General features: G+C 66.0%; 25 protein-coding genes. 11 read left to right on the top strand and 14 right to left on the bottom strand.

Annotated features, from left to right (window positions below; translation table 11 throughout):
* Positions 1–44: 44 nt before the first annotated feature.
* From ilvN to AC6BOR_RS07260, 3 genes are all read right to left on the bottom strand, one after another.
* Positions 45–554, bottom strand: coding sequence for an acetolactate synthase small subunit (gene ilvN / locus AC6BOR_RS07250; RefSeq protein ID WP_086115736.1), 510 nt, complete (start codon positions 552–554; stop codon positions 45–47).
* Positions 554–2,302 carry an acetolactate synthase 3 large subunit gene (locus AC6BOR_RS07255; protein WP_498060508.1) on the bottom strand — a complete coding sequence of 583 codons (1,749 nt, stop codon included), beginning with the start codon at positions 2,300–2,302 and terminating at the stop codon, positions 554–556. The genes ilvN and AC6BOR_RS07255 overlap by 1 nt, the downstream gene beginning before the upstream one ends.
* A 118-nt stretch (positions 2,303–2,420) precedes the next feature.
* Positions 2,421–2,615, bottom strand: coding sequence for a hypothetical protein (locus tag AC6BOR_RS07260; RefSeq protein WP_498060509.1), 195 nt, complete (start codon positions 2,613–2,615; stop codon positions 2,421–2,423).
* Here AC6BOR_RS07260 and AC6BOR_RS07265 point away from each other — a divergent pair.
* The gene (locus AC6BOR_RS07265; RefSeq protein WP_498060510.1) at positions 2,614–2,787 is read left to right on the top strand and encodes a hypothetical protein; all 174 of its coding nucleotides are present in this window, start codon (positions 2,614–2,616) and stop codon (positions 2,785–2,787) included. The genes AC6BOR_RS07260 and AC6BOR_RS07265 overlap by 2 nt on opposite strands.
* 162 nt (positions 2,788–2,949) lie before the next feature.
* Here the strand turns inward: AC6BOR_RS07265 and AC6BOR_RS07270 are convergent, their stop codons facing one another.
* From AC6BOR_RS07270 to miaA, 3 genes are all read right to left on the bottom strand, one after another.
* Positions 2,950–4,473 carry a collagen-binding domain-containing protein gene (locus AC6BOR_RS07270; RefSeq protein ID WP_498060511.1) on the bottom strand — a complete coding sequence of 508 codons (1,524 nt, stop codon included), beginning with the start codon at positions 4,471–4,473 and terminating at the stop codon, positions 2,950–2,952.
* A 253-nt stretch (positions 4,474–4,726) separates the two neighbouring features.
* The gene (locus tag AC6BOR_RS07275) at positions 4,727–5,569 is read right to left on the bottom strand and encodes a PEPxxWA-CTERM sorting domain-containing protein (RefSeq protein WP_498060512.1); all 843 of its coding nucleotides are present in this window, start codon (positions 5,567–5,569) and stop codon (positions 4,727–4,729) included.
* Between the two features lie 256 nt (positions 5,570–5,825).
* Complete coding sequence (gene miaA, locus AC6BOR_RS07280) at positions 5,826–6,698, bottom strand: tRNA (adenosine(37)-N6)-dimethylallyltransferase MiaA (RefSeq protein ID WP_498060513.1); 873 nt, start codon at positions 6,696–6,698, stop codon at positions 5,826–5,828.
* Here miaA and serB point away from each other — a divergent pair.
* Positions 6,697–7,587, top strand: a complete 891-nt coding sequence (serB, locus tag AC6BOR_RS07285; protein ID WP_498060514.1) for a phosphoserine phosphatase SerB — start codon at positions 6,697–6,699, stop codon at positions 7,585–7,587. The two genes, miaA and serB, sit on opposite strands and share 2 nt — an antisense overlap.
* Positions 7,588–7,647: 60 nt before the next feature.
* On the top strand, positions 7,648–8,112 hold the full coding sequence (locus AC6BOR_RS07290) for an SAM-dependent methyltransferase (RefSeq protein ID WP_498060515.1): 465 nt from the start codon (positions 7,648–7,650) through the stop codon (positions 8,110–8,112).
* Here AC6BOR_RS07290 and AC6BOR_RS07295 read toward each other — a convergent pair.
* Entirely contained in the window at positions 8,103–8,510 is a 408-nt protein-coding gene (locus AC6BOR_RS07295; RefSeq protein ID WP_086115818.1) for a DUF2177 family protein, read from the bottom strand. The two genes, AC6BOR_RS07290 and AC6BOR_RS07295, sit on opposite strands and share 10 nt — an antisense overlap.
* A 134-nt stretch (positions 8,511–8,644) precedes the next feature.
* On the opposite strand from AC6BOR_RS07295, the gene AC6BOR_RS07300 reads away from it, so the two are divergent.
* Both AC6BOR_RS07300 and AC6BOR_RS07305 read left to right on the top strand, forming a co-directional pair.
* Positions 8,645–9,262 carry a lysophospholipid acyltransferase family protein gene (locus AC6BOR_RS07300; RefSeq protein WP_498060516.1) on the top strand — a complete coding sequence of 206 codons (618 nt, stop codon included), beginning with the start codon at positions 8,645–8,647 and terminating at the stop codon, positions 9,260–9,262.
* Positions 9,263–9,274: 12 nt separating this feature from the next.
* Positions 9,275–10,069, top strand: a complete 795-nt coding sequence (locus tag AC6BOR_RS07305; RefSeq protein WP_498060517.1) for a DUF1295 domain-containing protein — start codon at positions 9,275–9,277, stop codon at positions 10,067–10,069.
* 5 nt (positions 10,070–10,074) lie between these two features.
* Here AC6BOR_RS07305 and AC6BOR_RS07310 read toward each other — a convergent pair whose 3' ends face one another.
* The 6 genes from AC6BOR_RS07310 to AC6BOR_RS07335 all read right to left on the bottom strand — a co-directional run bounded on the left by AC6BOR_RS07310 (position 10,075) and on the right by AC6BOR_RS07335 (position 16,590).
* Positions 10,075–11,505, bottom strand: coding sequence for an FAD-binding oxidoreductase (locus tag AC6BOR_RS07310; protein WP_498060518.1), 1,431 nt, complete (start codon positions 11,503–11,505; stop codon positions 10,075–10,077).
* Entirely contained in the window at positions 11,505–11,744 is a 240-nt protein-coding gene (locus tag AC6BOR_RS07315) for a ribbon-helix-helix domain-containing protein (RefSeq protein WP_498060519.1), read from the bottom strand. Before AC6BOR_RS07315 ends, AC6BOR_RS07310 begins: the two co-directional genes overlap by 1 nt.
* Positions 11,745–11,982: 238 nt before the next feature.
* Positions 11,983–12,705, bottom strand: a complete 723-nt coding sequence (gene phbB / locus AC6BOR_RS07320; protein WP_094474334.1) for an acetoacetyl-CoA reductase — start codon at positions 12,703–12,705, stop codon at positions 11,983–11,985.
* Between the two features lie 95 nt (positions 12,706–12,800).
* Positions 12,801–13,826: a ferrochelatase gene (gene hemH, locus AC6BOR_RS07325; RefSeq protein WP_498060520.1), complete on the bottom strand. Its 1,026-nt coding sequence runs from the start codon at positions 13,824–13,826 to the stop codon at positions 12,801–12,803.
* Positions 13,823–16,087 carry a xanthine dehydrogenase family protein molybdopterin-binding subunit gene (locus tag AC6BOR_RS07330; RefSeq protein WP_498060522.1) on the bottom strand — a complete coding sequence of 755 codons (2,265 nt, stop codon included), beginning with the start codon at positions 16,085–16,087 and terminating at the stop codon, positions 13,823–13,825. Before AC6BOR_RS07330 ends, hemH begins: the two co-directional genes overlap by 4 nt.
* A gap of 17 nt (positions 16,088–16,104) precedes the next feature.
* On the bottom strand, positions 16,105–16,590 hold the full coding sequence (locus tag AC6BOR_RS07335) for a peroxiredoxin (protein ID WP_086115811.1): 486 nt from the start codon (positions 16,588–16,590) through the stop codon (positions 16,105–16,107).
* A 173-nt stretch (positions 16,591–16,763) separates the two neighbouring features.
* Here AC6BOR_RS07335 and AC6BOR_RS07340 point away from each other — a divergent pair, with 173 nt between their 5' ends.
* Positions 16,764–17,324, top strand: a complete 561-nt coding sequence (locus AC6BOR_RS07340) for a YqgE/AlgH family protein (protein ID WP_498060523.1) — start codon at positions 16,764–16,766, stop codon at positions 17,322–17,324.
* A gap of 7 nt (positions 17,325–17,331) precedes the next feature.
* Here the strand turns inward: AC6BOR_RS07340 and AC6BOR_RS07345 are convergent, their stop codons facing one another.
* Complete coding sequence (locus AC6BOR_RS07345; protein ID WP_498060524.1) at positions 17,332–17,703, bottom strand: VOC family protein; 372 nt, start codon at positions 17,701–17,703, stop codon at positions 17,332–17,334.
* 196 nt (positions 17,704–17,899) lie between these two features.
* On the opposite strand from AC6BOR_RS07345, the gene rpmI reads away from it, so the two are divergent.
* From rpmI to AC6BOR_RS07370, 5 genes are all read left to right on the top strand, one after another.
* Positions 17,900–18,103, top strand: a complete 204-nt coding sequence (rpmI, locus tag AC6BOR_RS07350; protein ID WP_086116197.1) for a 50S ribosomal protein L35 — start codon at positions 17,900–17,902, stop codon at positions 18,101–18,103.
* A gap of 12 nt (positions 18,104–18,115) precedes the next feature.
* Positions 18,116–18,481: a 50S ribosomal protein L20 gene (gene rplT / locus AC6BOR_RS07355; RefSeq protein WP_498060525.1), complete on the top strand. Its 366-nt coding sequence runs from the start codon at positions 18,116–18,118 to the stop codon at positions 18,479–18,481.
* Positions 18,482–18,569: 88 nt separating this feature from the next.
* Positions 18,570–19,640 (top strand): phenylalanine--tRNA ligase subunit alpha, encoded by a 1,071-nt coding sequence (gene pheS, locus AC6BOR_RS07360; RefSeq protein WP_498060624.1) that lies wholly within the window; start codon positions 18,570–18,572, stop codon positions 19,638–19,640.
* A complete protein-coding gene (gene pheT, locus AC6BOR_RS07365) occupies positions 19,637–22,012 on the top strand; it encodes a phenylalanine--tRNA ligase subunit beta (RefSeq protein ID WP_498060526.1) in 2,376 nt (791 codons plus the stop codon). The genes pheS and pheT overlap by 4 nt, the downstream gene beginning before the upstream one ends.
* An 85-nt stretch (positions 22,013–22,097) precedes the next feature.
* On the top strand, positions 22,098–23,417 hold the full coding sequence (locus AC6BOR_RS07370) for a hemolysin family protein (RefSeq protein WP_498060527.1): 1,320 nt from the start codon (positions 22,098–22,100) through the stop codon (positions 23,415–23,417).
* Positions 23,418–23,445: the final 28 nt, after the last annotated feature.

A 23,445-nucleotide genomic window follows, 5' to 3' on the forward strand; every position in this document is an offset into this window, starting at 1 on the left:
TTCCCCACCCCCGACCCCTCCCCTGAAGGGGAGGGGAGTTGATCTCAAACTGCCTCCGCCCCGCGGGCGATGGCGACCACCCCGGTCCGGGCGACCTCGACGAGGCCGACCTCCCGCATCAGGGCGATGAACTGGTTCACCTTTTCAGTGGAGCCCGACACTTCGAACACGAAGCTGGCGGTGCTGGTGTCAACCGGGCGGGCGCGGAAGATGTCGGCGAGGCGCAGCGCCTCCACCCGCTTGTCACCCACGCCGGCCACCTTCACCAGCGCCATCTCGCGCTCCACATGCGGGCCCCAATCGGTGAGATCGACGACCTTGTGCACCGGCACCAAGCGGTCCAGCTGGGCCATGATCTGATCGATCACCGGCGGCGGGCCGTTGGTGACAAGGGTGATGCGGCTGACCTCGTGATTGTCGGACACGTCGGCCACCGTCAGGCTCTCGATATTGTAACCGCGCGCCGAGAACAGCCCGACGATGCGGGCGAGCACGCCGGCTTCGTTGTCCACCAGGATCGACAGCGTGTGCCGTTCAGACGGGAGATGTTTCATCACACCAGGGCCTTGGCATCGTCATCGGCTTCGCCGCGTTCATCGGCGGCCGACAGGATCATGTCGGTATGGGCAGCGCCCGACGGGATCATCGGGAAGCAGTTGGCCAGCTTGGCCACGCGGCAATCCACCACCACCGGGCCGGGGTGATCGAGCATGGCCTGGATACCGGCATCGAGATCGTCCAGCCCCTCGATGACAATGCCCTTCCAGCCATAGGCCTCAGCCAGCTTCACGAAATCGGGCAGGCTGTCGGAATAGCTCTCGCTGTAACGGCTGCCGTGGTTCAGCTCCTGCCACTGGCGGACCATGCCCATATATTCGTTGTTGATGATGAAGATCTTCACCGGCAGGCGATATTGCACCGCCGTGCCCAGTTCCTGGATGTTCATCTGGATGCTGGCTTCACCGGCGATATCGATCACCAGCGCGCCCGGAAACGCCAGCTGCGCACCGATGGCGGCCGGCAGGCCATAGCCCATGGTGCCGAGCCCGCCCGAAGTCAGCCACTTGTTGGGATCATGGAAGCCGAAATGCTGGGCCGCCCACATCTGGTGCTGGCCGACTTCGGTGGAGATGATCGGCTTCTTCGCCTTGGTCATCTCGTAAAGGCGCTGGATGGCCTTTTGCGGCAGCAGCGAATCGCCCTTCTGTTCGAACCCGAACGAGTTGCGCGCGCGCCAGCCTTCGATCTGCGCCCACCAGGCCTTCTGATCGGCGGCGCGATGACCACGCGCGCGCCAGACCTTCAGCATATCCTCCATCACGCTGCCGACATCGCCCTGGATGGTCAGGTCCACCCGCACCGTCTTGTTGAAGCTGGAGCGGTCGATATCGACATGGATCTTGCGGCTGTGCGGGCTGAAGGCATCAAGCCGGCCGGTCACGCGATCGTCAAAGCGGGCGCCCAGGCAGACCATCAGGTCGCACCGGTTCATCGCCATATTGGCTTCGTAACTGCCGTGCATGCCCAGCATGCCGAGAAACTGCGGATGCTCGTGCCCGAAGCTGCCCAGACCCATCAACGTGCTGGTGACCGGCGCGCCGGTCACCTTGGCCAGTTCGCGCAGCAGTTGGCTGGCGATCGGCCCGGAATTGATGATGCCGCCGCCGGTATAAAGGATCGGGCGCTCGGCCGCGGCCAGCATGTCCACCGCCGCCTCGATCGCGGCCAGATCGCCCTTCACCTGCGGCTTGTAGGTCTTGTGGGTGATGGCGCCAGGCTTGGCATAGCGGGCCTTCATGATCTGCACATCCTTGGGGATGTCGATCACCACCGGGCCGGGCCGGCCGGAACGGGCGATGTAGAAGGCCTCGTGCAGCACGGGGCCCAGCTTCGCCGTCTCCTTCACCAGATAATTATGCTTGGAACAGTGGCGGGTGATGCCCACCGTGTCGCATTCCTGGAAGGCATCGGTGCCGATCAGATGCGTCGGCACCTGTCCGGTGAGGACGACCAGCGGGATCGAATCCATCAGCGCATCGGTGATGCCGGTGACGGCATTGGTGGCGCCGGGGCCGGAGGTGACCAGCACCACGCCGACCTTGCCGCTGGCGCGGGCATAGCCTTCGGCGGCGTGCACGGCGGCCTGCTCGTGGCGCACCAGGATGTGGCGGATGCGGTTCTGCTGGAACAGCGCATCATAAATCGGCAGCACGGCACCACCCGGATAACCGAACACAACCTCCACCCCGAGGTCGATCAGCGACTGCACAACGATTTCGGCGCCGGTGATCTCCGTGCCCATGGCCTTGCGTCCCAAAACAACAAGCGTCCGCGGGGATACGCGGACGCAAGGCTGCTGTTAGGGGAAGGAAATTAGCCGGTCAAGCCTTTATCGCGCAATTTTCATGCGCAAACAGCCTTCAGGAAACAACTTCCTGCAAACCGCTGCGCCGGCCAAAGGCCAGGGCCAGGGCAGCGACGCCAACGATCACCGACACCAATGGCGCCGGCACCTGCTCTTGCCGCGGCGGCGGCGGCGGTGTTGCCGCCACGGGCACACAATCGGACACGCCGGCGAAACAACCGTTGGGCAGGGCCACCGGTTCAGAGATCATGATGATGGCCGACGCCGGCGCGGCCGCGGCAAACGCCACCCCCGCAAGCAAGATGAACCTGGCAATACGCATGCAACCCCCCGGTCTGTTGCGTCGCACAATGGCTGAGATTCGTGACAGGAACATTAAATCACAAAAGAGTCACGAAGTTTCTCAACACGTTGGTGAATGACACCTGCCACGTGGGACAGGCTTAACATTCATCAAGTGCGTCGCTTGTGCCCGAAGTTACGCATGTGCATCAATACGCGATGCAACGCAGAATGTGAAAATTGCATGAAAAACGACGGCCTTGGCGAGCCGCCATATGGTTCTTCGTCCCGCCGGGGCCCGGTCAGGCCGGCTGCGCCGCCTGGCGGCGCCGCATCGCAAGGCCAGCCAGGCCGAATCCGGCCAGCATCATCGCCCAGTTCGCCGGCTCCGGCACCGGTTCGCCGACAAAGAAGCCGTTGCCCTGATAGGTACCCAGGTGCACCTCGTCCTGCATTGTGTAGTTGCGGGCGACGATCGAACCTTCCACCACCTTGGCGCTGATGCTTGCCAGCGGCGCCAGGATCGAGCCCTGAAACTGGTTGTAGATCGTGATGTTGGTCGCATCCACGAAGTTCCAGATCACTTGCGGGTTGTTGGCGCGGGCGTTGTTGATGAAGTTGCTGTTGATCACCAGTGCGTTGCTGCCGATGTTGCGCACGTTGATGATCACCGGCAGCGTGGTGTTGGGGAAATTGTAGCTGAACTGCTGCACGTTGAAGAAGCTGGGGCCGCTGATTTCGAACAGCGCATAGCCGGTGGGGTTGCTCGGCCCGATGTTGCTGGCCACCGCATTGAACGTCGCGGTCTGGTTGCCGCCGGTGATGCTGATGCTGCTGGGGTTGCTGGCCACCGTCAGGCTGGCCAGGCTGTTGGACAGCGCCATCACATTGGCCGACAGCACGGCCGCTTCGCTGGTGATGGCCGGGGCGGTGGGCGCGGCCGGCACCACCGGCGCGGGCACCAGCGGGTTGAAGCTGTAGTTGCTGTTGAAGCTGGCGCCATTGGCGTTGCCGCTGATGCTGCCACCGGCATAGACGGTGACACCGCTGGTGCCGTTGAAATTGCTGATCGTGGTGCCGGCCTTGATCGTGCTGTTGCCGCCGGCATTGCCGCTGCCGATGCTGCCCGCCACGCTGATCTGCTGATTGTTGCTGCCCGACAATTGCTGGAGGTTGCCGCCGATTGTCGCCTGGCTGCCGCCGCCAAAGCCCAGGTTGCCAACGTTGCCGCGCACTTCCACCTGGGTGTTCTGGCCGCCGTTGATGTTGCCATTCACATTGCCGCCAACCTTCAACTTCACATTGTCTGAAAGATTGACGCCATTCTGCAGCGATCCCGTCACCTCCAGCGTGGTGCCGGCGCCGACGTTGAGATTGTTGGTGATGTCACCGCCAATGCGGGCGGTGCCGCCAGTGCTGTTGAAATTGATGCCGGGGATATTGCCCTGGATGGCAACGCCATAGACATTCTGGCTGCCGAAATCGCCCACCTTGGGGCCGCCGGTGCCGTTGCTGCCGTTGTTGATGTTGAGATTTTGCGAAACACTGCCCCCAACCGAAAGCGTGGCGCGTGACGATGCGGTGAAGCGCTGGCCATTGGCGCTGCTGCCGATGCCGATCTGGGTGGAATTGCCAGTGACATTGCGGCCAACAAAGGCCTTGCCCTCCACCTCGCCACCCTGGACGGTCAGATCGTTGAGCACGATCAGGTTGAGCTCACGCATTGCCTGCAGGCCGACCCGGGCCGGGGTGACGGCAGCGGCGGGCATCGGCATCGTGCAGCAGGCAGCCGCCACCAGCAGCGCAGTTCTGGCAGATTTGATCATGACCCATCCTCAGGCAGCGCAATCCTCGCTACGCGGCCTAGAATGTCCTTAACACAAGTTTATCTGAACAAAAGTTTGTCTTGACATTAATTTGCGATTGACAGGCATTTTCAAGGACCTCGCCGATGCAAACGCTGGTTGGCAGGTCGCGATGGGGCCGGCCTTCGGGCACGCACCGGCTTGTCCAAAAAGAAAGGGGCTGCACCTGGTATCGGTGCAGCCCCGTGCTTGTACTGCTGGTTTGATCGAAGGATCAGGCGGCCACAGCCGTGCGCCGGCGACGCAGGCTGAAACCAACCATGGTGAAGCCGGCCAACAGCATGGCCCAGCCGCGCGGTTCGGGCACAGCGGTGATGACACGGACATAATCACCAACATTGGCGCCCGATGCCATCGAGAAGGTTAGCGTCTTGTTGCCCACACCGCCGATCGAATAGGCATCCGGCGCGCCATCCAGGCCGGAATGCAACGTGCCGTAGGTGGTGCCCGGAGCGCCGAAGATGGTGTTGGTCTGCGCGAAGTTGGCACCGGCGCGGCCCGTATCATGCAGGATGATGCCCAGGATGCGGCCGTTGAAGGTCACCGAACCCGAAGCAGTTCGCGACTGGGTGCCAGGTTGATCCAGTATGATCAGGTGGCTGTTGACGGTCGTGCCAGCCGAAATCAGCGTGCTGAGCGGTGCAATGGCGGCCAAGGTGTTGGCGATGGTGGTGCCGGACGCCAGGTTCTGGTTGATCACACGCTGGGCGGCGCCCAGTGTCACCTTCTGTGCTTCGTTAATGCCAAGCACATTGATGCTGTTCACCTGATCAACCTGAATGTTCGCCAGGCTGGTGACCTGGAAGCTGCCGCCATTGGTGATGACGTTGCCGCCGCTCAGGACGCCGGACACGATCACAGCGTTGGCCGGAACGGCAGCCAGCAGGACCGCGGCAGCAGCAGCGAGGAATTTGCGCATGGTTTGTCTCCGTTGTTCGAACCAGTTCACGTTTTGCAACGACCATGCCATTTGAATAAGTTGTTTAAATACAACGACTTGAACTTTTTTATCAGAATCGATCTGTAAAACCTGCCGACATATACGAATTGTAAGCACCTTCTTCAGCCAGAACTGGATTCAGAAAGCCTACATTTGTGATCAATATGAATTAATGCGATGGATAATTATGTGTTCACTGGCGATATGTTCGGATCGATCTTGATTGATTCGGTGACCGATTGGTTACGCAACCTATAATATGGTCGATCATTCTCAAGTTGCCTGAAGAAGTTATTTTCGATAGGTTATCTGCGATTTCAACAATGAAGTGTAAAACTGGCCGACACTTTGACGTAATGCCTGCTCTTGCCGGTCAGGCTGGGGTTACCCGCGCCCAATCCGGAACCTGGTTGCGCGCCCAGGTCTGCTGGCGCTTCTGATATTGCCGGGTCACGGTCAGCGCATCGGCCATGGCCTGATCCAGGCTGCACTGGCCGGCCAGATGCGCCGCCAGCTGCGGCACGGCCAGCGCCTTCATGACCGGGGCGTCTGCGGGCAGGCCCAGCGCCAGCAGCGCCGCAACCTCGGCCAGCGCGCCGTCGGCCAGCATGGAAGCCAGCCGCGTCTCGGCGCGGACATGGAGTTCGGCGCGCGGCCGGTCCACCACCAGGCCCTGCACGGCATCGGCACCCAGCCCGCCCTCGCGCTGCTGCTGCCAATCGGCCAGCGGGCGGCCGGTGGAGCGCACCACCTCCAGCGCCCGCAGCGTGCGCTGCCGATCGGCCGGCATCAGCCGGACGGCGGCATCCGGGTCTTCACGTTCCAGCGCGGCGCGGGCATCGGCCGTTTCCAGCGCCCGCACCGCGCTGCGCACATCATCATCAATGGCCGGCACCGGCGCCAGCCCATGCACCAGCGCGGTCAGATACAGGCCGGTGCCGCCAACGATGATCGGGTGGAGGCCCTGCCCGCGCGCCGCAGCGATCTCCGCCTTTGCCATCTCGGCCCAGCGTGCCGCTGAGCAGACGTCCGCGCCGGCCAGCACCCCGTAAAGCCGGTGCGGCGCTGCGGCGAGATCGGCAGCACCGGGCCGGGCGGTGACAATGGCAAGATCGGCATAAAGCTGGCTCGCATCGGCATTGATGATCACGCCGCCCACGCGGGCCGCCAGGTCCAATGCCAGTGCAGACTTGCCGCCAGCGGTCGGCCCTGTCAGGACGGTGACCCGGTTAAGGTCGAGGTTCATGGCAGACGCGCTCATCATCACTCTGGTTGCCGAAGGTGCCTTGTCGCCCGGCGATGTCTCGGCGGCAAGCGATGTCGTGCGCGGCATCGGGGCCGAGGTGGTGGCGCAAAGCTGGCTGGAGGCCGGCGACGCCTTTGACATATTGGCCCGCGGCGACGGGCCGGCGGTGCGGGCCGCGCTGGAAGACGGGCTGCCGGCAGTGGATGTGGTGGTGCAGGCCGGCAGCAGCCCGCGGCGCAAGCGGCTGATCGTGGCCGACATGGATTCAACCATGATCGCCTGCGAATGCATCGATGAACTGGCCGATTATGCCGGGGTGAAGGCCGAGGTTGCCGCCGTGACCGAGGCGGCGATGCGCGGTGAGCTGGATTTTGCCGGCGCGTTGAAGGCGCGCGTGGCGTTGCTGAAGGGCTTGCCCGTGGCGACGCTCGCCGATTGCCTGCGCGATCGGGTGCGGCTCAATCCCGGCGCGCGCACCCTGGTGCAGACGATGGCCGCCAATGGCGCGCGTTCCCTGCTGGTGTCTGGCGGGTTCATGGATTTTGCCGTGCCGGTGGCCCGGCAGATCGGCTTTGCCCGCGCCATCGCCAACCGGCTGGACCGGGATGGTGACCGGCTGGCCGGCACCGTCGCTGATCCGATCGTGGATGCCGCCGCCAAGCAGGCGCTGCTGGAAGCCGATGGCACGCCGCTCAATGCCGTTGTGGCGGTGGGCGACGGCGCCAATGACATCCCGATGATCACGGCCGCTTGTGCTGGCGGCGGGCTGGGCATCGCCTATCACGCCAAGCCCAAGGCGGCGGCTGCGGCCCAGGCCCATGTCCGCCACGGCGATCTGACCGTGCTGCTGCGCGCCCAGGGCTATGTGCGGGCCGAGTGGCAGGCATGATGCAGCGGCGGCTGCCCAAAGGCTGACGGTGCGCTATGCTGCCCGCGAAGGGAGTGCCTGATGACCAGCTTCACCCTCACCCCCATCGGCCGCGTTGCGGGTGGCCGGGCCGAGGCCATCGATGATGACTGGGGCGCCAGCCGCGCCGCAATCCGGCTTGATCCGACACGCTTCAGCGCCGATGCCCTGCTCGGCCTCGACGCGTTCAGCCATGCCGAGGTGGTGTTCCTGTTCGATCAGGTGACCGATGATCAGATCACCACCGGCGCCCGCCATCCGCGCGGCAATCCCGATTGGCCGCGCGTGGGAATTTTCGCCCAGCGCGGCAAGAACCGGCCCAACCGGCTGGGTGTCACCATCTGCCGCATCGTCGCGGTGGACGGCCTGACATTGGAAGTGGAAGGGCTGGACGCCATCGACGGTACCCCGGTGCTCGACATCAAGCCGGTGATGGCCGGCTTCCTGCCGCGCGGCGATGTGCATGAGCCTGATTGGGCCCGCGCCATCATGGCCGATTATTGGTGAAACAGCTTGGCTGTGGCCCAGGTGCCCACCGCCGCCGTGCTGCCGGTCAGCACCGTGCCCCAGATCAGATCGAGCACGGTCACCTTCAGGCTCCACACCTTGAGCGTCGCATAATTGGTGAAATCATAGGTGGCATAGCAGAGGAAACCCAGGATGGCGCCCTGCAGCGCCGCCTTGGCGACCCCTTCCGTCAGGCCCGGCCACACCGCGAAATAGACGATGCCGCCGATGTAGAGGGTGTAGAAGATCATTGCCGGCACCAGGCGGAAGCCGTTTTCCATCATCACCGGGCCGATTTCCGGCTTGTACAGCCGCGGCGCCATGTTGATCAGCCACACCGCATCGATGGCGGCAAAGGCGGCAAGGGTCAGGCCATAGGCGGCGAACATCTTCATCATGGCGCCGCCATAGCCGGTGTCGCAGGGCCTGACACTCTATTTGACACCATAGCCCCGCATCCGCGATGCTGTGTCGCGTGATGAACCAAGGCAGCCGGGCCAGAGCTGCCGCGATGCGTTTGGGGATGGGAACCATGACGGCAATGCGGAAAAGCTGGCTTTCGGCCGTGCTGGAATGGCTGCTGGTGCAGTTTTTCCGGGTCATGGGCTGGAAGGCGGTGGCGGAACGGCCAATCCCGCGAAAGGCCGTGATCATCGCGGCGCCGCACACCAGCAACTGGGATTTCGTCTATTATATCGGCCTCACCCGCGAGCTGGGCATTGAAACCAGCTTCATGGCCAAGCGCCAGCTGTTCCGCTGGCCGCTGGGCAATTTCATGCGCCAGATGGGCGGCGTGGAGGTGAACCGCGAGGCCGGCGGCAATTATGTCCAGGCGATGATCGACGAGTTCAACCGCCGCGATGATTTCCTGCTCACCATCGCACCCGAAGGCACGCGCAAATCGGTCGGCCAGTGGAAAACCGGCTTCTACCACATCGCGCTGGGCGCCAAGGTGCCGCTGATCATCGGCATGATGGATTATGCCAAGAAAACCGGCGGCCTCGGCGTGGCCTTCATGCCCACCGGCGATTATGCCGCCGACATGGCGCGGGTGGAGGAATTTTATCGCTCCACCACGCCCCGCCATCCGGACAAGGCGATGAAATCCATCGTCGCCGCCAGCGTCAAAAGCTTCGACAAGGCCGCCTGAAGACCCAACCCCATGCTGATCGATCTTGCCATCACCCTTGCCGCCGTGGTCGCGCTGATGGGCGCCTGCTGGTGGGCCAGCCTTTCCATCCGCGATGTCTCGTTCATCGATGCCATCTGGGCCTATGGCATGGTCTATGCCGTGGCGATCGCCGCCGTGCTGAACGGCGGGCCGGCCGGCCAGGCCGGCGTGTGGCTGGTCGCGCTGGTGGCGCTGTGGGGCCTGCGGCTGGGCACCCATCTCATCGCCCGCTGGCGCCGGCTGGGCCGCGATCCGCGCTATGAGAAGATCCTGGGCCACGCCATGGACAAACAGGGCATGAGCTTTGCCAAGGCGGCCTGGTGGCGCGCCTTTGGCATGCAAGGCCCGCTATTGTGGGGCGTGTGCCTGCCGGCGCAGGCCGGGGTGCTGGCCGATGATGGCAGCCCGCTGCCCTTGTGGGGCCTTCTCGGGGTGGCCACCGCCCTCATCGGCATCGCCTTTGAAACCATCGGCGATGCGCAATTGGAAGCCTTCCGCGCCGATCCCGCCAACAAGGGCCGGGTGATGGACACCGGGCTTTGGCGCTACACCCGCCATCCCAATTATTTCGGCGATTTCACCGCCTGGTGGGGCATCTTCATCGTCGGCCTGGCCGCCGGCGCACCGTGGTGGACCGTCATCGGCCCGCTGTTCCTGTCCTTCACGCTCACCAAATGGTCTGGCGCGCCGATGCTGGAGAAGAGCCTGAAAAAGCACCGGCCGGGCTATGAGGATTATATCCGCCGCACCTCCGGCTTTTTCCCGCTGCCGCCGAAAAAGGGCTGAACCGGTCAGGCCGGGCGCTGCGGCAGGATATTCTGGTTGGACCGGAACAGATTGTCGGGATCAAAGCGGGCCTTGATCGCAGCCAGGCGCGGATAATTGACGCCATAAACCTCCCGGACGCGATCCGGCGAACTTGGCGGCAGATAATTCACATAGGCCCGCCGCGCCCATGGCCGCAGCGCCGCGCCATGTTCGGCCACCCAGTTCACCGCCCGGTCCCGATCCTCGGGCCGCTGCCATTCCGCCGAGATAAGGCTGCTCAACCCCGTGCCCCGCAGCGGATAGGCGGTCTCGGTCATACCGATGCGCGCCGCCTTGCCGTTGGAAAGCCCCATGAGGATCGCGCCAAAACCGCGACCGGCCAGCGCCGCCCGTTCCAGCACGGCGGCCAGCGCATCGTCCACCCCTTCCAGAAAGGCTGCATCAACGGCGAGATTGGTCGTTTCCCACACCTCGCCAACCGGATCGAGCCGCGTCGGGGATGCCTGGGTTTCCGCGCGCGGCAAAGCCTTGGTCAGCATGCGGAAATAATCGGCCGCCATGGCCTCGCTGCCATAGACCCGGCAGCCAAGCGCTGCACCGTCCATCGGGTCCACCTCAAAGCCGATGCGGGCAAAATCGGGCGCCGTGCGCATGACGTCGCCAAACGCCCGCATCGCCGCACCGATATCCGTCCAACCAAAGCGGAACGCCAGATTGTGCGACGGCACGATGGGATGGAGCTGCATGTCGAGCCGCGTGACGACGCCGAAATTGCCGCCACCGCCGCGGATGGCCCAGAACAGATCCTCGTTGCGGTCTGGCCCCAGTTCCAGCACATCACCATCAGCCGTCACCAACTGCGCGCCGATGATGTTGTCGCAAGCAGTGCCAAACAGCCCGCGCGCTGCCGTGTCGCCGCCGGCCAGCGCCAGGCCGGCCACGCCGACCTCCCCACAGGCGCCCATCGGCGTGATCAGCCCCTGCGCATAGGATGCCGCCAGCAACTGCTTGATGCGGGTGCCGCCACCCACCGAGGCAATGCGGCGCTGCGGATCGATGCTGACCCTGTCGAACGCACCCAGATCGACCTGCAACGCGCCATCGGCAACACCCCAGCCCGCATAGCTGTGGCCGCCGCCGCGAATGGCCACCGGCAAGGCATGGCGGCGGGCAAATTCGACACAGCGCCGCACATCATCAACATCAGCACAGCGTGCCATCGCCAGCGGGCGGCGATCATAGACCTTGTTCCACACGCGCCGCGCATCGTCATATCCGGCTGACCCGCTGGTCAGGAATCGGCCGTGCAGTTGGCGACCAAGGCTGCCGAGCTCATCCGTGGTTGAACCGCCAGCCAAGGCCGGCCCGCCACCAATGCTTGCCGCCGCTGCGAGCCCCGCCTGCAGCAAGGCGCGCCGGTTCCAGCCAGCAGCACCATGTCCACCCGCCGTCATCAGGCATCTCCCCCCGGGCCAGACCAGCTGTTGCGCTGCGCCCGCTCAAACAGCCACACGCGCACCGCGCTTGACAGGTTGGTGGTGCGGGCCTCGTCAATCTCGGCCACCAAAGCGGCCAGCGCCTTGCCCTCGGCTGCGGCCGCCTCGTTCAGAGCCTGCCAGAAGATCGGTTCCAGCGTCAGGCTGGTGGCGTGGCCCTGGATGGTGAGGCTGTATTTGCGGGGGCCGGCCGTCACGGCATCAATCGTTCCAGCCCCTGGCCGTCAACAATCGGCGCAACCAGATGCCACCGAAGCCCACCAAGAGGAAAGGCAGATTGGTGAAATACCGCCAGCCTGTTGCGTCAGCCAGCAGGCCCCCGATCCATCCCAGCAGAAAAACGAGCCCGATCAGGGCAGACGTCCAACCGATGAGGAATCGCCAATAGTCTGCACCACGCGCTCGATTCGATGGCTGTTGGTTCATGGCCGCGCTTCAATACATATGCTGCCCGCCATTCACCGACATCGTCGATCCCGTGATGAACCCGGCATCCTCGCTGGTCAGGAACGCCACCGCCCGGGCAATCTCGTTCGCCTGGCCCAGCCGGCCGACCGGGATCTTGGCGACGATCTTGGCCAGCACGTCGGCCGGCACGGCGGCGACCATGTCGGTATCGATATAGCCTGGCGCAATTGCGTTGGCGGTGATGCCAAAGCGCGCACCTTCCTGTGCCAGCGCCTTGGTGAAGCCGTGGATGCCGGATTTGGCGGCGGCATAATTGACCTGGCCATATTGGCCGGCCTGGCCGTTGATGCTGCCGATCTGCACATAACGGCCCCAGCCGCGTTCCTTCATGCCCGCGAACGTCGCCTTGGCCATGTTGAAACAGCCGCCGAGGTTGACCCGGATCACCTCGTCCCACGCCTCCCAGCTCATCTTCATCAGCGTGCCGTCGCGGGTGATGCCGGCGTTGTTGACGACAATATCGATGGGCCCCAGATCAGCCGCCACCTGCGCGCAGCCATCCAGGCAGGCCTGATGATCGGCGACATTCCACTTGTAGCTCTTGATTCCGGTCTTTTCGGTGAAGGCGCGCGCCTTGTCATCGCTGCCGCCATAATTGGCCGCCACCGTCACGCCCGCATCGCGCAGCGCCAGGCTGATCGCCTCACCGATGCCGCGCGTGCCACCCGTCACCACTGCCACTCGTGCCATAGCTCACCCAATGTCCGCAGCCGGGGTTGATCCCCGGACAGGCTGGCACTTTGAGCCGGAACCGCTATCGATTCAATGGGCCGAAGGGCCGAAAATCAGGCCCAGCCGGCCAGTTCGCGGCGCACGACGGCTTCCAGCATGGCCATGCCGGTCTCGCCGGCGTTCAGGCAGGGGATATAGGCAAAATCGCTGCCGCCGGCCTCCAGAAACTCGTCGCGACCTTCCATCGCCACCTCTTCCAGCGTTTCCAGGCAATCGGCGGCAAAGCCGGGGCACACCACGGCGATCTTCTTCACCCCCTCCTTGGGCAGATTCAGCAGCGTGTCGTCGGTATAGGGCTTCAGCCATTCCGCCCGGCCAAACCGCGACTGAAAGGTGACCTTCACCGGCAGCCCCAGTTCCGCCTGCAACAGCCGACCGGTTTTCAGGCACTGGCAGTGATAGGGATCGCCTGCCTCCAGCGTGCGCAGCGGCATGCCGTGGAAACTGGTGACGATCAGATCGGGCACGAAATCCAACCCGGCCAGCCCATCGCGGATCGATTGCGCCAGCGCACGCACATGATCGGGATTGTCGTAATAAGGCGCCAGCGTGCGCAGCGCCGGTTGCCAACGCATGCCCATCAGCACGCGCGCCGCCTCGTCCACCACCGTGGCATTGGTGGCAGCCGAATATTGCGGATAAAGCGGGGCCAGCAGGATGCGGTCGCAGCCGGCCTTCATCAACGCCTCCAGCCGCTCCCCGATCGACCGCGTGCCATAACGCATCGCCCAATCGACCTGCACCGCATCGCCCAGCCGGCCCTGCAGCGCCTCGGCCTGCTGGCGCGTGTAGACGGTGATGGGTGAGCCATCGGGCAGCCACACCTTGGCATAATTGGCCGCCGTGGTGCGCGGCCGGACGTTCAGGATCAACAGGTTGAGGATTGGCCGCCAGATCCACTGCGGAATCTCGATCACACGCGGGTCCGACAGGAATTCGCGCAGGAAGCGCCGCACCGAAGGCACATCCGGCGCATCGGGCGAGCCCAGATTGACCAGCAGCACACCCACGCGCCCAGCCTTCACCGGCACGTGATCGGCTGGCAGCGCCAGCGGCGGCAGGTTCATGGGGCCGCTCATGCCGGGAACAGCGGCAGCGACTGCCAGCGCTTGCCCGTGGCAGCGGCGAGCGCATTGGCCACGGCCGGCGCGATCGGCGGCGTGCCGGGTTCGCCGATGCCACCGGGATCGGCATCGGACGCAATGATTTCAACCTCGATCTCGGGACAGTCGGCCATGGTGATCAGTGGATAGGCGTGGAAATTGTCTTGCTCCACCACGCCTTGGGCAAAACTGATGCGGCCGAACAGCGCGGCCGACAGGCCATAGATGATGCCGCCTTCGATCTGGGCCGTCACCGTATCCGGGTTGATCACCCGGCCACAGTCCACCGCCGCCCACACCCGCGTCACCTGCGGGCGGCCCTGCGGCGGCACCACCACCTCGGCAATCTGGGCGACAATGCTGCCAAAGCTTTCGACCAGCGCGATCCCGCGCGCCGTCACCGGCTGGCCAGCTTCACCCTCATCACGGCCCAGCGGCCCGCCCATTTCCAGCACGGTGCGCAGCACGGCGGCATGGCGCGGCCTGTCCTTCAGCATCGCCAGCCGGAAGGCGCCGGGATCGGCCTTGGCCGCCCGCGCCAGTTCATCGACAAAGCGTTCGACGATGAAGCCGGTGAAACTATGCCCCACGCTGCGCCAGAAGCCCAACGGCGCGGTGCAATCGGCCAGCACATGGCTCACCCGGATATTGGGGATGGCATAGGGCAGTTCAACCGCGCCTTCGATGGCGCCGGCCCCCGCCGATGGCCGGCCCATCAGGCTGCCCACGTTGCGGCCGGCAAAGGCGGCGCCCACGTCCGGCACGGCGATGGCGCAATTCCAGGCGGTGATGCCGGCCGGCGTGGCGCTGCCGTGCAGGCGGGCGGCCACGGCGGGGCGAACCATGTCGTGGCCGAAATCCTCTTCGCGGCTCCAGATCAATTGCACCGGCCGGCCAACGCGCTGGGCGATGATCGCTGCCTGGGCGCAGGCATCGCCTTCCACCTTGCGGCCGAAACCACCGCCGATCAGCGTGGGGTGCACCACCACATCATCGGCATCGATATCCAGCGCCGCCGCCACTGCCCGCGCGGCCAGGCTGGCGCTCTGGGTCGGCGCCCAGATTTCGGCGCCGTCTTCGGTGATGCGCGCCGTGGCGGTCATCGGCTCCAGGCAGGCATGGGCCAGGAACGGCAGGCTATAGTCAGCGGTCACCACGCCCGGACCGGCCAGTTTCCCGGCCACATCACCATCCTCGCGCACCACCTTGCCGATCTGGCCGGTGGGGGCAAAACCCTTGCCGCCGCTCTGCAAACCGGCCTTCACGGCGGCCTCCAGCCAGGGGCCCGGGGCATTGTCCACCGCGGTCCAGCGCGGCTTGGCCGTCGCCAGATGGCGCTGCGCGGCAAACCAGCTGTCGCCCACGCAGGCGATGAAATCGGGGCCGTTCACCCATTTCAGGCCGCGCGGCGGCGGCGGGCAATCGCAACTGTCCAGCCGCGCGCCGGCCGGGGCCTGGCGGATGGCGGCATAGGCCAGGCCCGGCAGCCGCACATCAATGCCAAAGCGCGCCGAACCATCCACCTTGCCCGGCACATCCAGCCGCATCACCGGTTGCCCGGCCAACAGCCGGCGGGTGCGCAGCGGCGGATCATCAGGCGCATCTGCAGGGTCGACCGCGCCGATGATGGCATGAAACGGCAGGCGGTTGGCCTTGTAAGTGACAAAGCCGCCAGCCGTGTCACACTCCGTCCAGTCCACATCCCAGCGGCGGGCGGCGGCCTTCACCAGCATCACGCGGGCCGCGGCCCCGGCCACGCGCAGCGGCATTTCCCAGCCGCGCACGCTGTTGGATCCGCCGGTGATCTGGAATTCCAGCAGTCGGCCCAGTTGCCGCCCGGCGCCCAGCACCAGGCTGCGCATCGGTTCGGTCATGCCGGCGGCCGGCCCCAGCGCCAGGCCGGGATTGGCATAATCCGGGCCCAGCGGCGCCGGTTCCACTGCCACCGTCCGCCAATCCGCGCCCAGTTCATCGGCCACGATCTGGGCCAGTGCCGACCAGATGCCCTGGCCCATTTCGGCCTGGGCCACCGCCACCGTCACCCGGCCGTCGGCGGCAATCTTCACATAGGCGTTGAGCAGCGCCTCGCCCTCGCCGGCGGCCCAGTTGAAGCGGCGGGCGCGCGGCCACAGCCCCCAGCCAACGGCCAGCCCCGCCCCCGCCACCGCCGCGATCAGCAGGTTGCGGCGGGTCAGGCCGGCACGAAGCCGGCCAGACGGGCGGGAGGCAGGCGGCATGGCGGGCGGGGTTCGGTTCAGGCGAGCTGGCCCAGCAGATGCTCGGCCGACGACACGCCAAAGGCGCCCGGCGGCTCGATGTTCAGTTCGGTGACCGTGCCATCCTTGACGATCATCGAAAAGCGCTGGCCGCGCAGGCCCATGCCGAAATTGCTGCCATCAAAGGTAAGGCCCAGCGCCTTGGAGAAATCGCCATTGCCATCGGCGATCATCGTCACCTTGCCGTCAACACCGGCAGATTTGCCCCAGGCCGCCATCACGAAGGCATCGTTGACCGACACGCAGACGATCTCGTCCACACCCTTGGCGGCCAGCGCTTCGGCATTGTCGACATAGCCGGGCAGATGCCGGGCCGAACAGGTGGGGGTGAAGGCGCCGGGCACCGAAAACAGCGCCACGGTGCGGCCGCCAAACAGATCGGCGGTGCTGAGCGGCGCCGGTCCATCGGCCGTGGCCTTGATCAGGGTCATTGCCGGAACCTTGTCGCCAACATTGATGCTCATCGGGGCTCTCCTGCATGGGGCGCCGGGACCATGATTGCCGGGCGCGATTGCCGTACTTCCCTAGCCTTGCCCCCCTCATCCGTCCAGCGCGCCTTGCCCGGGCCGTGGGCATAATCAGGGGAGTGCGCGGGTGCCGCGTTGCCGCGCCAGCGGCCGCGCCTTATGCTGGCGATGTGGAAACGCCTCCCTTCCTGTCCGGCCAGCTGTTGCTGTCCATGCCCGGCATCGGCGATGACCGGTTTGACCGCACGGTGATCGCCATGTGCCTGCATGATGATCAGGGGGCGCTGGGGCTGGTGGTGAACAAGCCGATGCCCGATCTCACCCTGCACGGCCTGCTCGACCAGCTGGACATCGCGCCCGGTGCCGCGCCTGATGTGCCGGTGCTGGCCGGCGGCCCGGTCGAGCCGGGGCGCGGCTTCGTGCTGCACGAGGCGGACTATGCCGCCGCCGGCACCATCCAGGTCGGCAGCGCCTGGGCCTTCACCTCCACGCTCGACATCCTGCACGCCATCACCCGCGGCGACGGCCCGCGGCGCTGGCACATGGTGCTGGGCTATGCCGGCTGGGGCGCGGGGCAACTGGATGGCGAAATGCGCCAGCACGGCTGGCATCTCGCCCCCGGCGATGCCGCCACGGTGTGGGATGTGGCGCCCGACCGCCGCTGGGAACGCGCCTTCGCCCTGACCGGGGTGGCAGTGGCCAATCTGGTCGCCACACCCGGCCGGGCGTGAGAGTGCCTCACCCCATCACGAACGCATTCAGCTTGTTGCCATCCGGATCGCGGAAATAGCCGGCGTAAAAGCCCGAATCGCCGCGCGGGCCGGGCGGGCCTTCGCAGGTGCCGCCATTGGCCAGGGCCAGCGCGTGAATGCGGTCCACCTGGGCGTGGTCCTTCGCTTCAAGGGCGACCATCACGCCATTGCCGACACTGGCCGGGTTGCCATCAAAGGGTTTGGTGGCCGCAATGCCGGCCGGGCCGTTCATCGTGCCCCAGGCAATGAAATTGTCGAACTCCATCATGCGCCCCGTGCCAAGCTCGGCAGCGATCGGATCATAGAATCGCGCGGCCCGCGCAATGTCGTTGGTGCCCACGGTAACGTAACCGATCATCTCGTCCTCCTTGCTGAGAACGCGAACATATCAGGAACAATTGCGAGTCGCCACACGGAATCCACCATCCGGCTTGCACAGGCGCGGCCAAGCCGTTATGGGCCGCGCTCCGCATGAACCGGACCGCCTGGCCACAAGGGCTGCCATGGCGGTTCTTGATGCGTCTTTCGGCATGGTGCCGATGAAGGAGACCAAAATGCCCAAGATGAAGACCAAGAGCGGGGTCAAGAAGCGCTTCAAGATCACCGCCTCGGGCAAGATCAAGCATGGTGTGGCCGGCAAGCGCCACCGCCTGATCAGCCACAACGCCAAATATATCCGTCAGAATCGCGGCACCGAAGTGCTGGCGAAGGCCGATACCGCCCGGGTGCACGCCTGGGCGCCCTATGGCCTGAAGTAAGGAGGCACATCCATGCGTATCAAACGTGGTGTGACCACCCGCGCCAAGCACAAGCGCATTCTCGACGCCGCAAAGGGCTTTTACGGCCGCCGCAAGAACACCATCCGCATTGCCAAGCAGGCGGTGGAGAAGGCTGGCCAATACGCCTATCGCGACCGCAAGGTGAACAAGCGCAACTTCCGCGCCCTGTGGATCCAGCGCATCAACGCCGCCGTGCGCGAAGAAGGCCTGACCTATTCGCAGTTCATGAACGGCGTGAAGCTGGTTGGCCTGGAGCTGGACCGCAAGGTGATGGCCGATCTGGCCATGAACCAGCCGGAAAGCTTTACCGCCATCATCGGCCAGGTGAAGGCCGCTCTTGAGGCGAAGGCCGCGTAAACCACGCAGCCAAGACAGCTGAAAGGGGCGCGCGCCTTCACGGGCGCGCGCCCTTTTTGCGTTTCATGATCCCAGACAGGCCCCGATGATGACAGACACCAGCCAGTTGCAGGCCGACCTGCTCGCCCAGATCGCCGCCGCCGATACGCCCGATGCGCTGGAAGCCGTGCGCGTCGCCGCCATGGGCAAGCAGGGCCAGGTCACCCAGTTGCTGAAAACCCTGGGCGGCATGAGCCCCGAGGACCGCGCCGTTGCCGGCCCCGCCTTCAACGGCCTGCGCGAAGCCATCACCGCCGCGCTGGCCGCGAAGAAGGCCGCGCTGGACGAGGCGGCGCTGAATGCCAAGCTGGCCGCCGAGAAGCAGGACATGACCCTGCCGGTCAGCCTGCCGGCCACCGGCACCATCCACCCGATTTCCCAGGTGATGGACGAGCTGGCCGAAATCTTCGCCGATCTGGGCTTCGCCGTCGCCAGCGGGCCGGAGATCGAGGACGACTGGCACAATTTCACCGCGCTCAACATTCCGGAAAGCCATCCGGCGCGCGCGATGCACGACACGTTCTATATCGATGGCCAGCCCAACATGGTGCTGCGCACCCACACCAGCCCGGTGCAGATCCGCACCATGGTGGGGCAGAAGCCGCCCATTCGCATCATTGCGCCGGGCCGTGTGTATCGCAGCGATTCCGATGCCACCCATACGCCGATGTTCCACCAGATCGAAGGCTTGGTGATCGACAAGGGCATCACGCTGGCGCACCTCAGGTGGACGCTGGAAACCTTCATCAAGGCCTTTTTCGAGGTCGATGATGTCGTGCTGCGCTTCCGCCCCAGCTATTTCCCGTTCACCGAGCCGTCGGTGGAGGTCGATGTTGGCTACAACAGCAAGACCGGCAAGCCGGCCGGCCAGGGCCAGGCCGACAAATGGCTGGAGGTGCTGGGCAGCGGCATGGTCCACCCGCGCGTGATCGCCGCCTGCGGGCTGGACCCCAACGAGTGGCAGGGCTTTGCCTTTGGCACCGGGGTCGATCGCCTCGCCATGCTGAAATATGGCCTCACCGATCTGCGCGCCTTCTTCGATGGCGATATCAAGTGGCTGAAGCACAACGGCTTCTCCGCGTTTGACCTGCCCTCCATTTCTGCCGGAGCAACCCCGTGAAGTTCACCCTGTCCTGGCTGAAGGATCATCTCGAGACCACGGCCAGCGTCGCCGAGATCGCCGACGCGCTGACCCGCTGTGGCCTTGAGGTGGAAGGCATCGAGAACCCGGCCGAAGCGCTGGGGGCCTTCACCATCGCCCATGTGCTGACGGCGGAGCGCCACCCCCAGGCCGACAAGCTGCAGGTGTTGAGCGTCGACACCGGCGACGGCACCCCCGTGCAGGTGGTGTGCGGCGCGCCCAACGCCCGCGCCGGCATGAAGGGTGTGTTTGGCGCGCCCGGCACCTTTGTGCCCGGCAGCGGCATCACCCTGAAGGTGGCAGCCATCCGCGGCGTCGAATCGAAGGGCATGATGTGCTCCATGCGCGAGCTCGAGCTGTCCGAGGAACATGACGGCATCATCGCCCTGCCCGACGATGCACCGGTGGGCGCCCGCTATGTCGATTGGGCCGGCCTGAATGACCCGGTGTTCGATATCGCCATCACGCCCAACCGCCAGGAATGCCTCGGCGTGCTCGGCATTGCGCGCGACTTGGCCGCGGCGGGCGTTGGCACGCTGAAGGCTCGCACGATTGCGCCGGTCGCGGGCTCGTTCCCGATGCCGCGCCCGATCACGATCGAGGATGCAGAAGGCTGCCCCGCCTTTGCCGGCCGCGTGGTGCGCGGCGTGACCAACGGCCCGTCGCCCGATTGGCTGCAACGCCGGTTGCGCGCCGTGGGCCTGCGCCCGATCTCGGCGCTGGTCGACATCACCAACTTCCTGTCCATCGACAGTGGCCGGCCGCTGCACGTCTATGACGTGGCCAAGCTCAACGGCGGCCTCACCGCCCGCCGCGCCCGTGCCGGCGAAACCGTGCTGGCGCTGAACGGCAAGACCTATGCGCTCGACGAGACCATGACCGTCATCGCCGACGATGCAGAGGTGCACGACATTGGCGGCATCATGGGCGGCGAACACAGCGGCTGTTCGGAAGCCACCACCGAGGTGCTGATCGAGGCGGCCTATTTCACCCCCGAACGCATCGGCGCCACCGGCCGCAAGCTGGGCATCAACAGCGACGCCCGCGCCCGCTTCGAACGCGGGGTTGATCCCGAATTCGTCGTCCCCGGCCTCGAGCTGGCGACGCGGATGGTGCTTGATCTGTGCGGCGGCGAGCCGTCCGATATGGTGCTGGCCGGCCGCATCCCCGACACCGCGCGCAGCATCGCCTATCGCCCGTCGCGGGTTGCCGGCCTCGCCGGGCTGGACGTGGCCGAAGACGAGCAGGCTGCCATCCTCACCCGGCTGGGCTTTGGCGTCACGCCCAGGAACTCTGGCGGCGACACATGGCAGGTCTCCGTCCCGTCGTGGCGGCGCGATGTTGATGGCGAGGCGGATCTGGTCGAGGAGGTGGTGCGCATCCACGGCCTTGATCTGGTGCCCTCCACCCCGTTGCCGCGCGCCGCCGGCGTTGCCGCCCCCACCGCCACCCCGCTGCAGCGCGCGCAGCGCCGCCTGCGCCGGGCGCTGGCCGCGCGCGGCCTTGATGAAGCCATCACCTGGAGCTTCCTGCCCCCGGCCGAGGCCGAGGCCTTTGGCGGCGCCGCCCACAGCCTCGCCAATCCCATTTCGGCCGACATGGCCGCGATGCGCCCCAGCCTGCTGCCCGGCCTGCTGTCCGCCGCCGCCCGCAACATGGCGCGTGGGCTGGCATCGGTGCGGCTGTTCGAACTGGGCCAGCGTTACCTGGCCGATGCCGAACGCCCGACCGCCGCGATCCTGCTGGCCGGTGAAGCCCGTGGCCGTGACTGGCGCACTGGCCCGGCGACCAAGCCCGACGCCTATGACGCCAAGGCCGAAGCGCTGGCGGCGCTGGCGGCGCTGGGCGCCCCGGTGCAACGGCTGCAGGTGGCAGCGCCGGCAGACGGCTGGTGGCATCCCGGCCGCGCTGGCCGGCTGGTGCTGGGCAAGGTGGCCTTGGCCGATTTCGGCATCATCCACCCGCGCACCTCGGCCCAGTTTGATGTGAAGGGCCCGGTCGCCGCCGTCGAACTCTATCTCGATGCGCTGCCGCCGCGCAGCCGCAAGCGTGACCCGTGGGCGCCCAGCCCGCTGCTGCCGCTCACCCGCGATTTCGCCTTCGTGGTGGACGAAGGCCTGGCCGCCGACAGCCTGATCCGCGCCGTGGCCGGGGCCGACAAGGCGCTGATCAGCAATGTCAGCCTGTTTGACCGCTATGCCGGCCCCGGCGTGGCGGCGGGCAAGATCAGCCTGGCCGTGGAAATCACCCTGCAGCCGACCACCGCCACCCTGACCGATGCCGAGATCGAGGCGGTGTCGGCAAAGGTGGTGGCGGCCGCGGCCAAGCTGGGCGCGGTGCTGCGCGGATAACGCGCCCCCTTTCCCTCATGGGGCGCAATGCCCTATGGGGGAGGTGAGCGGGCACCCTGGCCCCGCATAGCCTGTCCCGGAGCCAATGGCCCCCTTTCCCTGGCTGGATGCCGGCATCATCGCCGGCCTGATCCTGCTCAACGGCTTTTTCGCCATGTCGGAACTGGCCATCGTGTCCGCACGCCGGCCACGCCTGCGCGGCCTCGCCGACCGGGGATCAAGCGGGGCGAAGGCGGCGCTGGCGCTGGCCGAGGATCCGGGCAAATTCCTGTCGGGCGTGCAGATCGGCATCACGCTGGTCGGCATCATCAACGGCGCCTATTCCGGCGCGACGCTGGCGCTGCCGGTGGGTGACCGGCTGGCGGCGCTGTTCGGCCTGCCCGCTGATGCCGCCGAGGAACTGGGCTTTGCCGTTGTCATCGTCATCGCCACCTATCTCTCGCTGATCGTCGGCGAGCTGGTGCCCAAACAGTTCGCGCTGCGCAGCCCGGAAGCCATCGCGGCGCGCGTCGCCCCGATCATGGCGCTGTTTGCGAGGGCCACGACACCCTTTGTCTGGCTGCTCGATCACAGCAGCCGGGCGGTGTTCCGCCTGCTGGGCCAGAGCCGCGATGCCGATCAATCGGTGACGGAGGAAGAACTGCGTTCCGTGGTGGCCGATGCCACCAGCGCCGGCGTGATCGAGGCCGAGGAAAGCCAGATGATATCGGGCATCATGCGCCTGGCCGATCGGCGGGTGCGCGGCGTGATGACCCCACGCGGCGAGATTGACTGGATCGATGCCGACGCGACCGATGCCGATGTGCGCGCCCAGCTGGCCACCACCCCGCACAGCCGGCTGCTGGTGGCGCGCGGCGGTGTGGACGAGATCATCGGCGTGCTGCAGGCCCGCGATGTGGTGCAGGCGCTGATCGAAGGCCGGCCGCTCGATCTGGCGGCGCTGGCCCGCCCCGCCCCGGTGCTGCCCGATGTGCTGGATGCCGTCGACGCCCTCACCGCGCTGCGCGATGCCGATATCCCGATGGCGCTGGTGCATGATGAATATGGCCATTTCGAAGGCATCGTCACGCCATCCGATCTGCTGGCCGCCATTGCCGGCGTGTTCCGCAGCGATGTCGATGATGCCAATGATCCGCCCGCCGTGGAGCGCGACGATGGCAGCTGGCTGATTTCGGGCAGCCTGCCGGCGGATGAACTGGCCGACCGGCTGGGCCTGACCCTGCCCGACACCGGCGATTATGACACGGTCGCTGGCCTGGCGCTGGAACAGCTGCAGCATCTGCCGGTGACGGGCGAGCGTTTCGCCCTGGGCGACTGGCAGTTCGAGATCATCGACATGGACGGCCGCAAGATCGACAAGCTGCTCGCCAGCCGCCGCAGCGACGGGCCGACGATCCTGCCTTAGGGCTGAGGTGGCGCGAGCTGCTTCGCGT

This window comes from Sandarakinorhabdus sp. FBCC-B8862, from assembly GCF_059745315.1.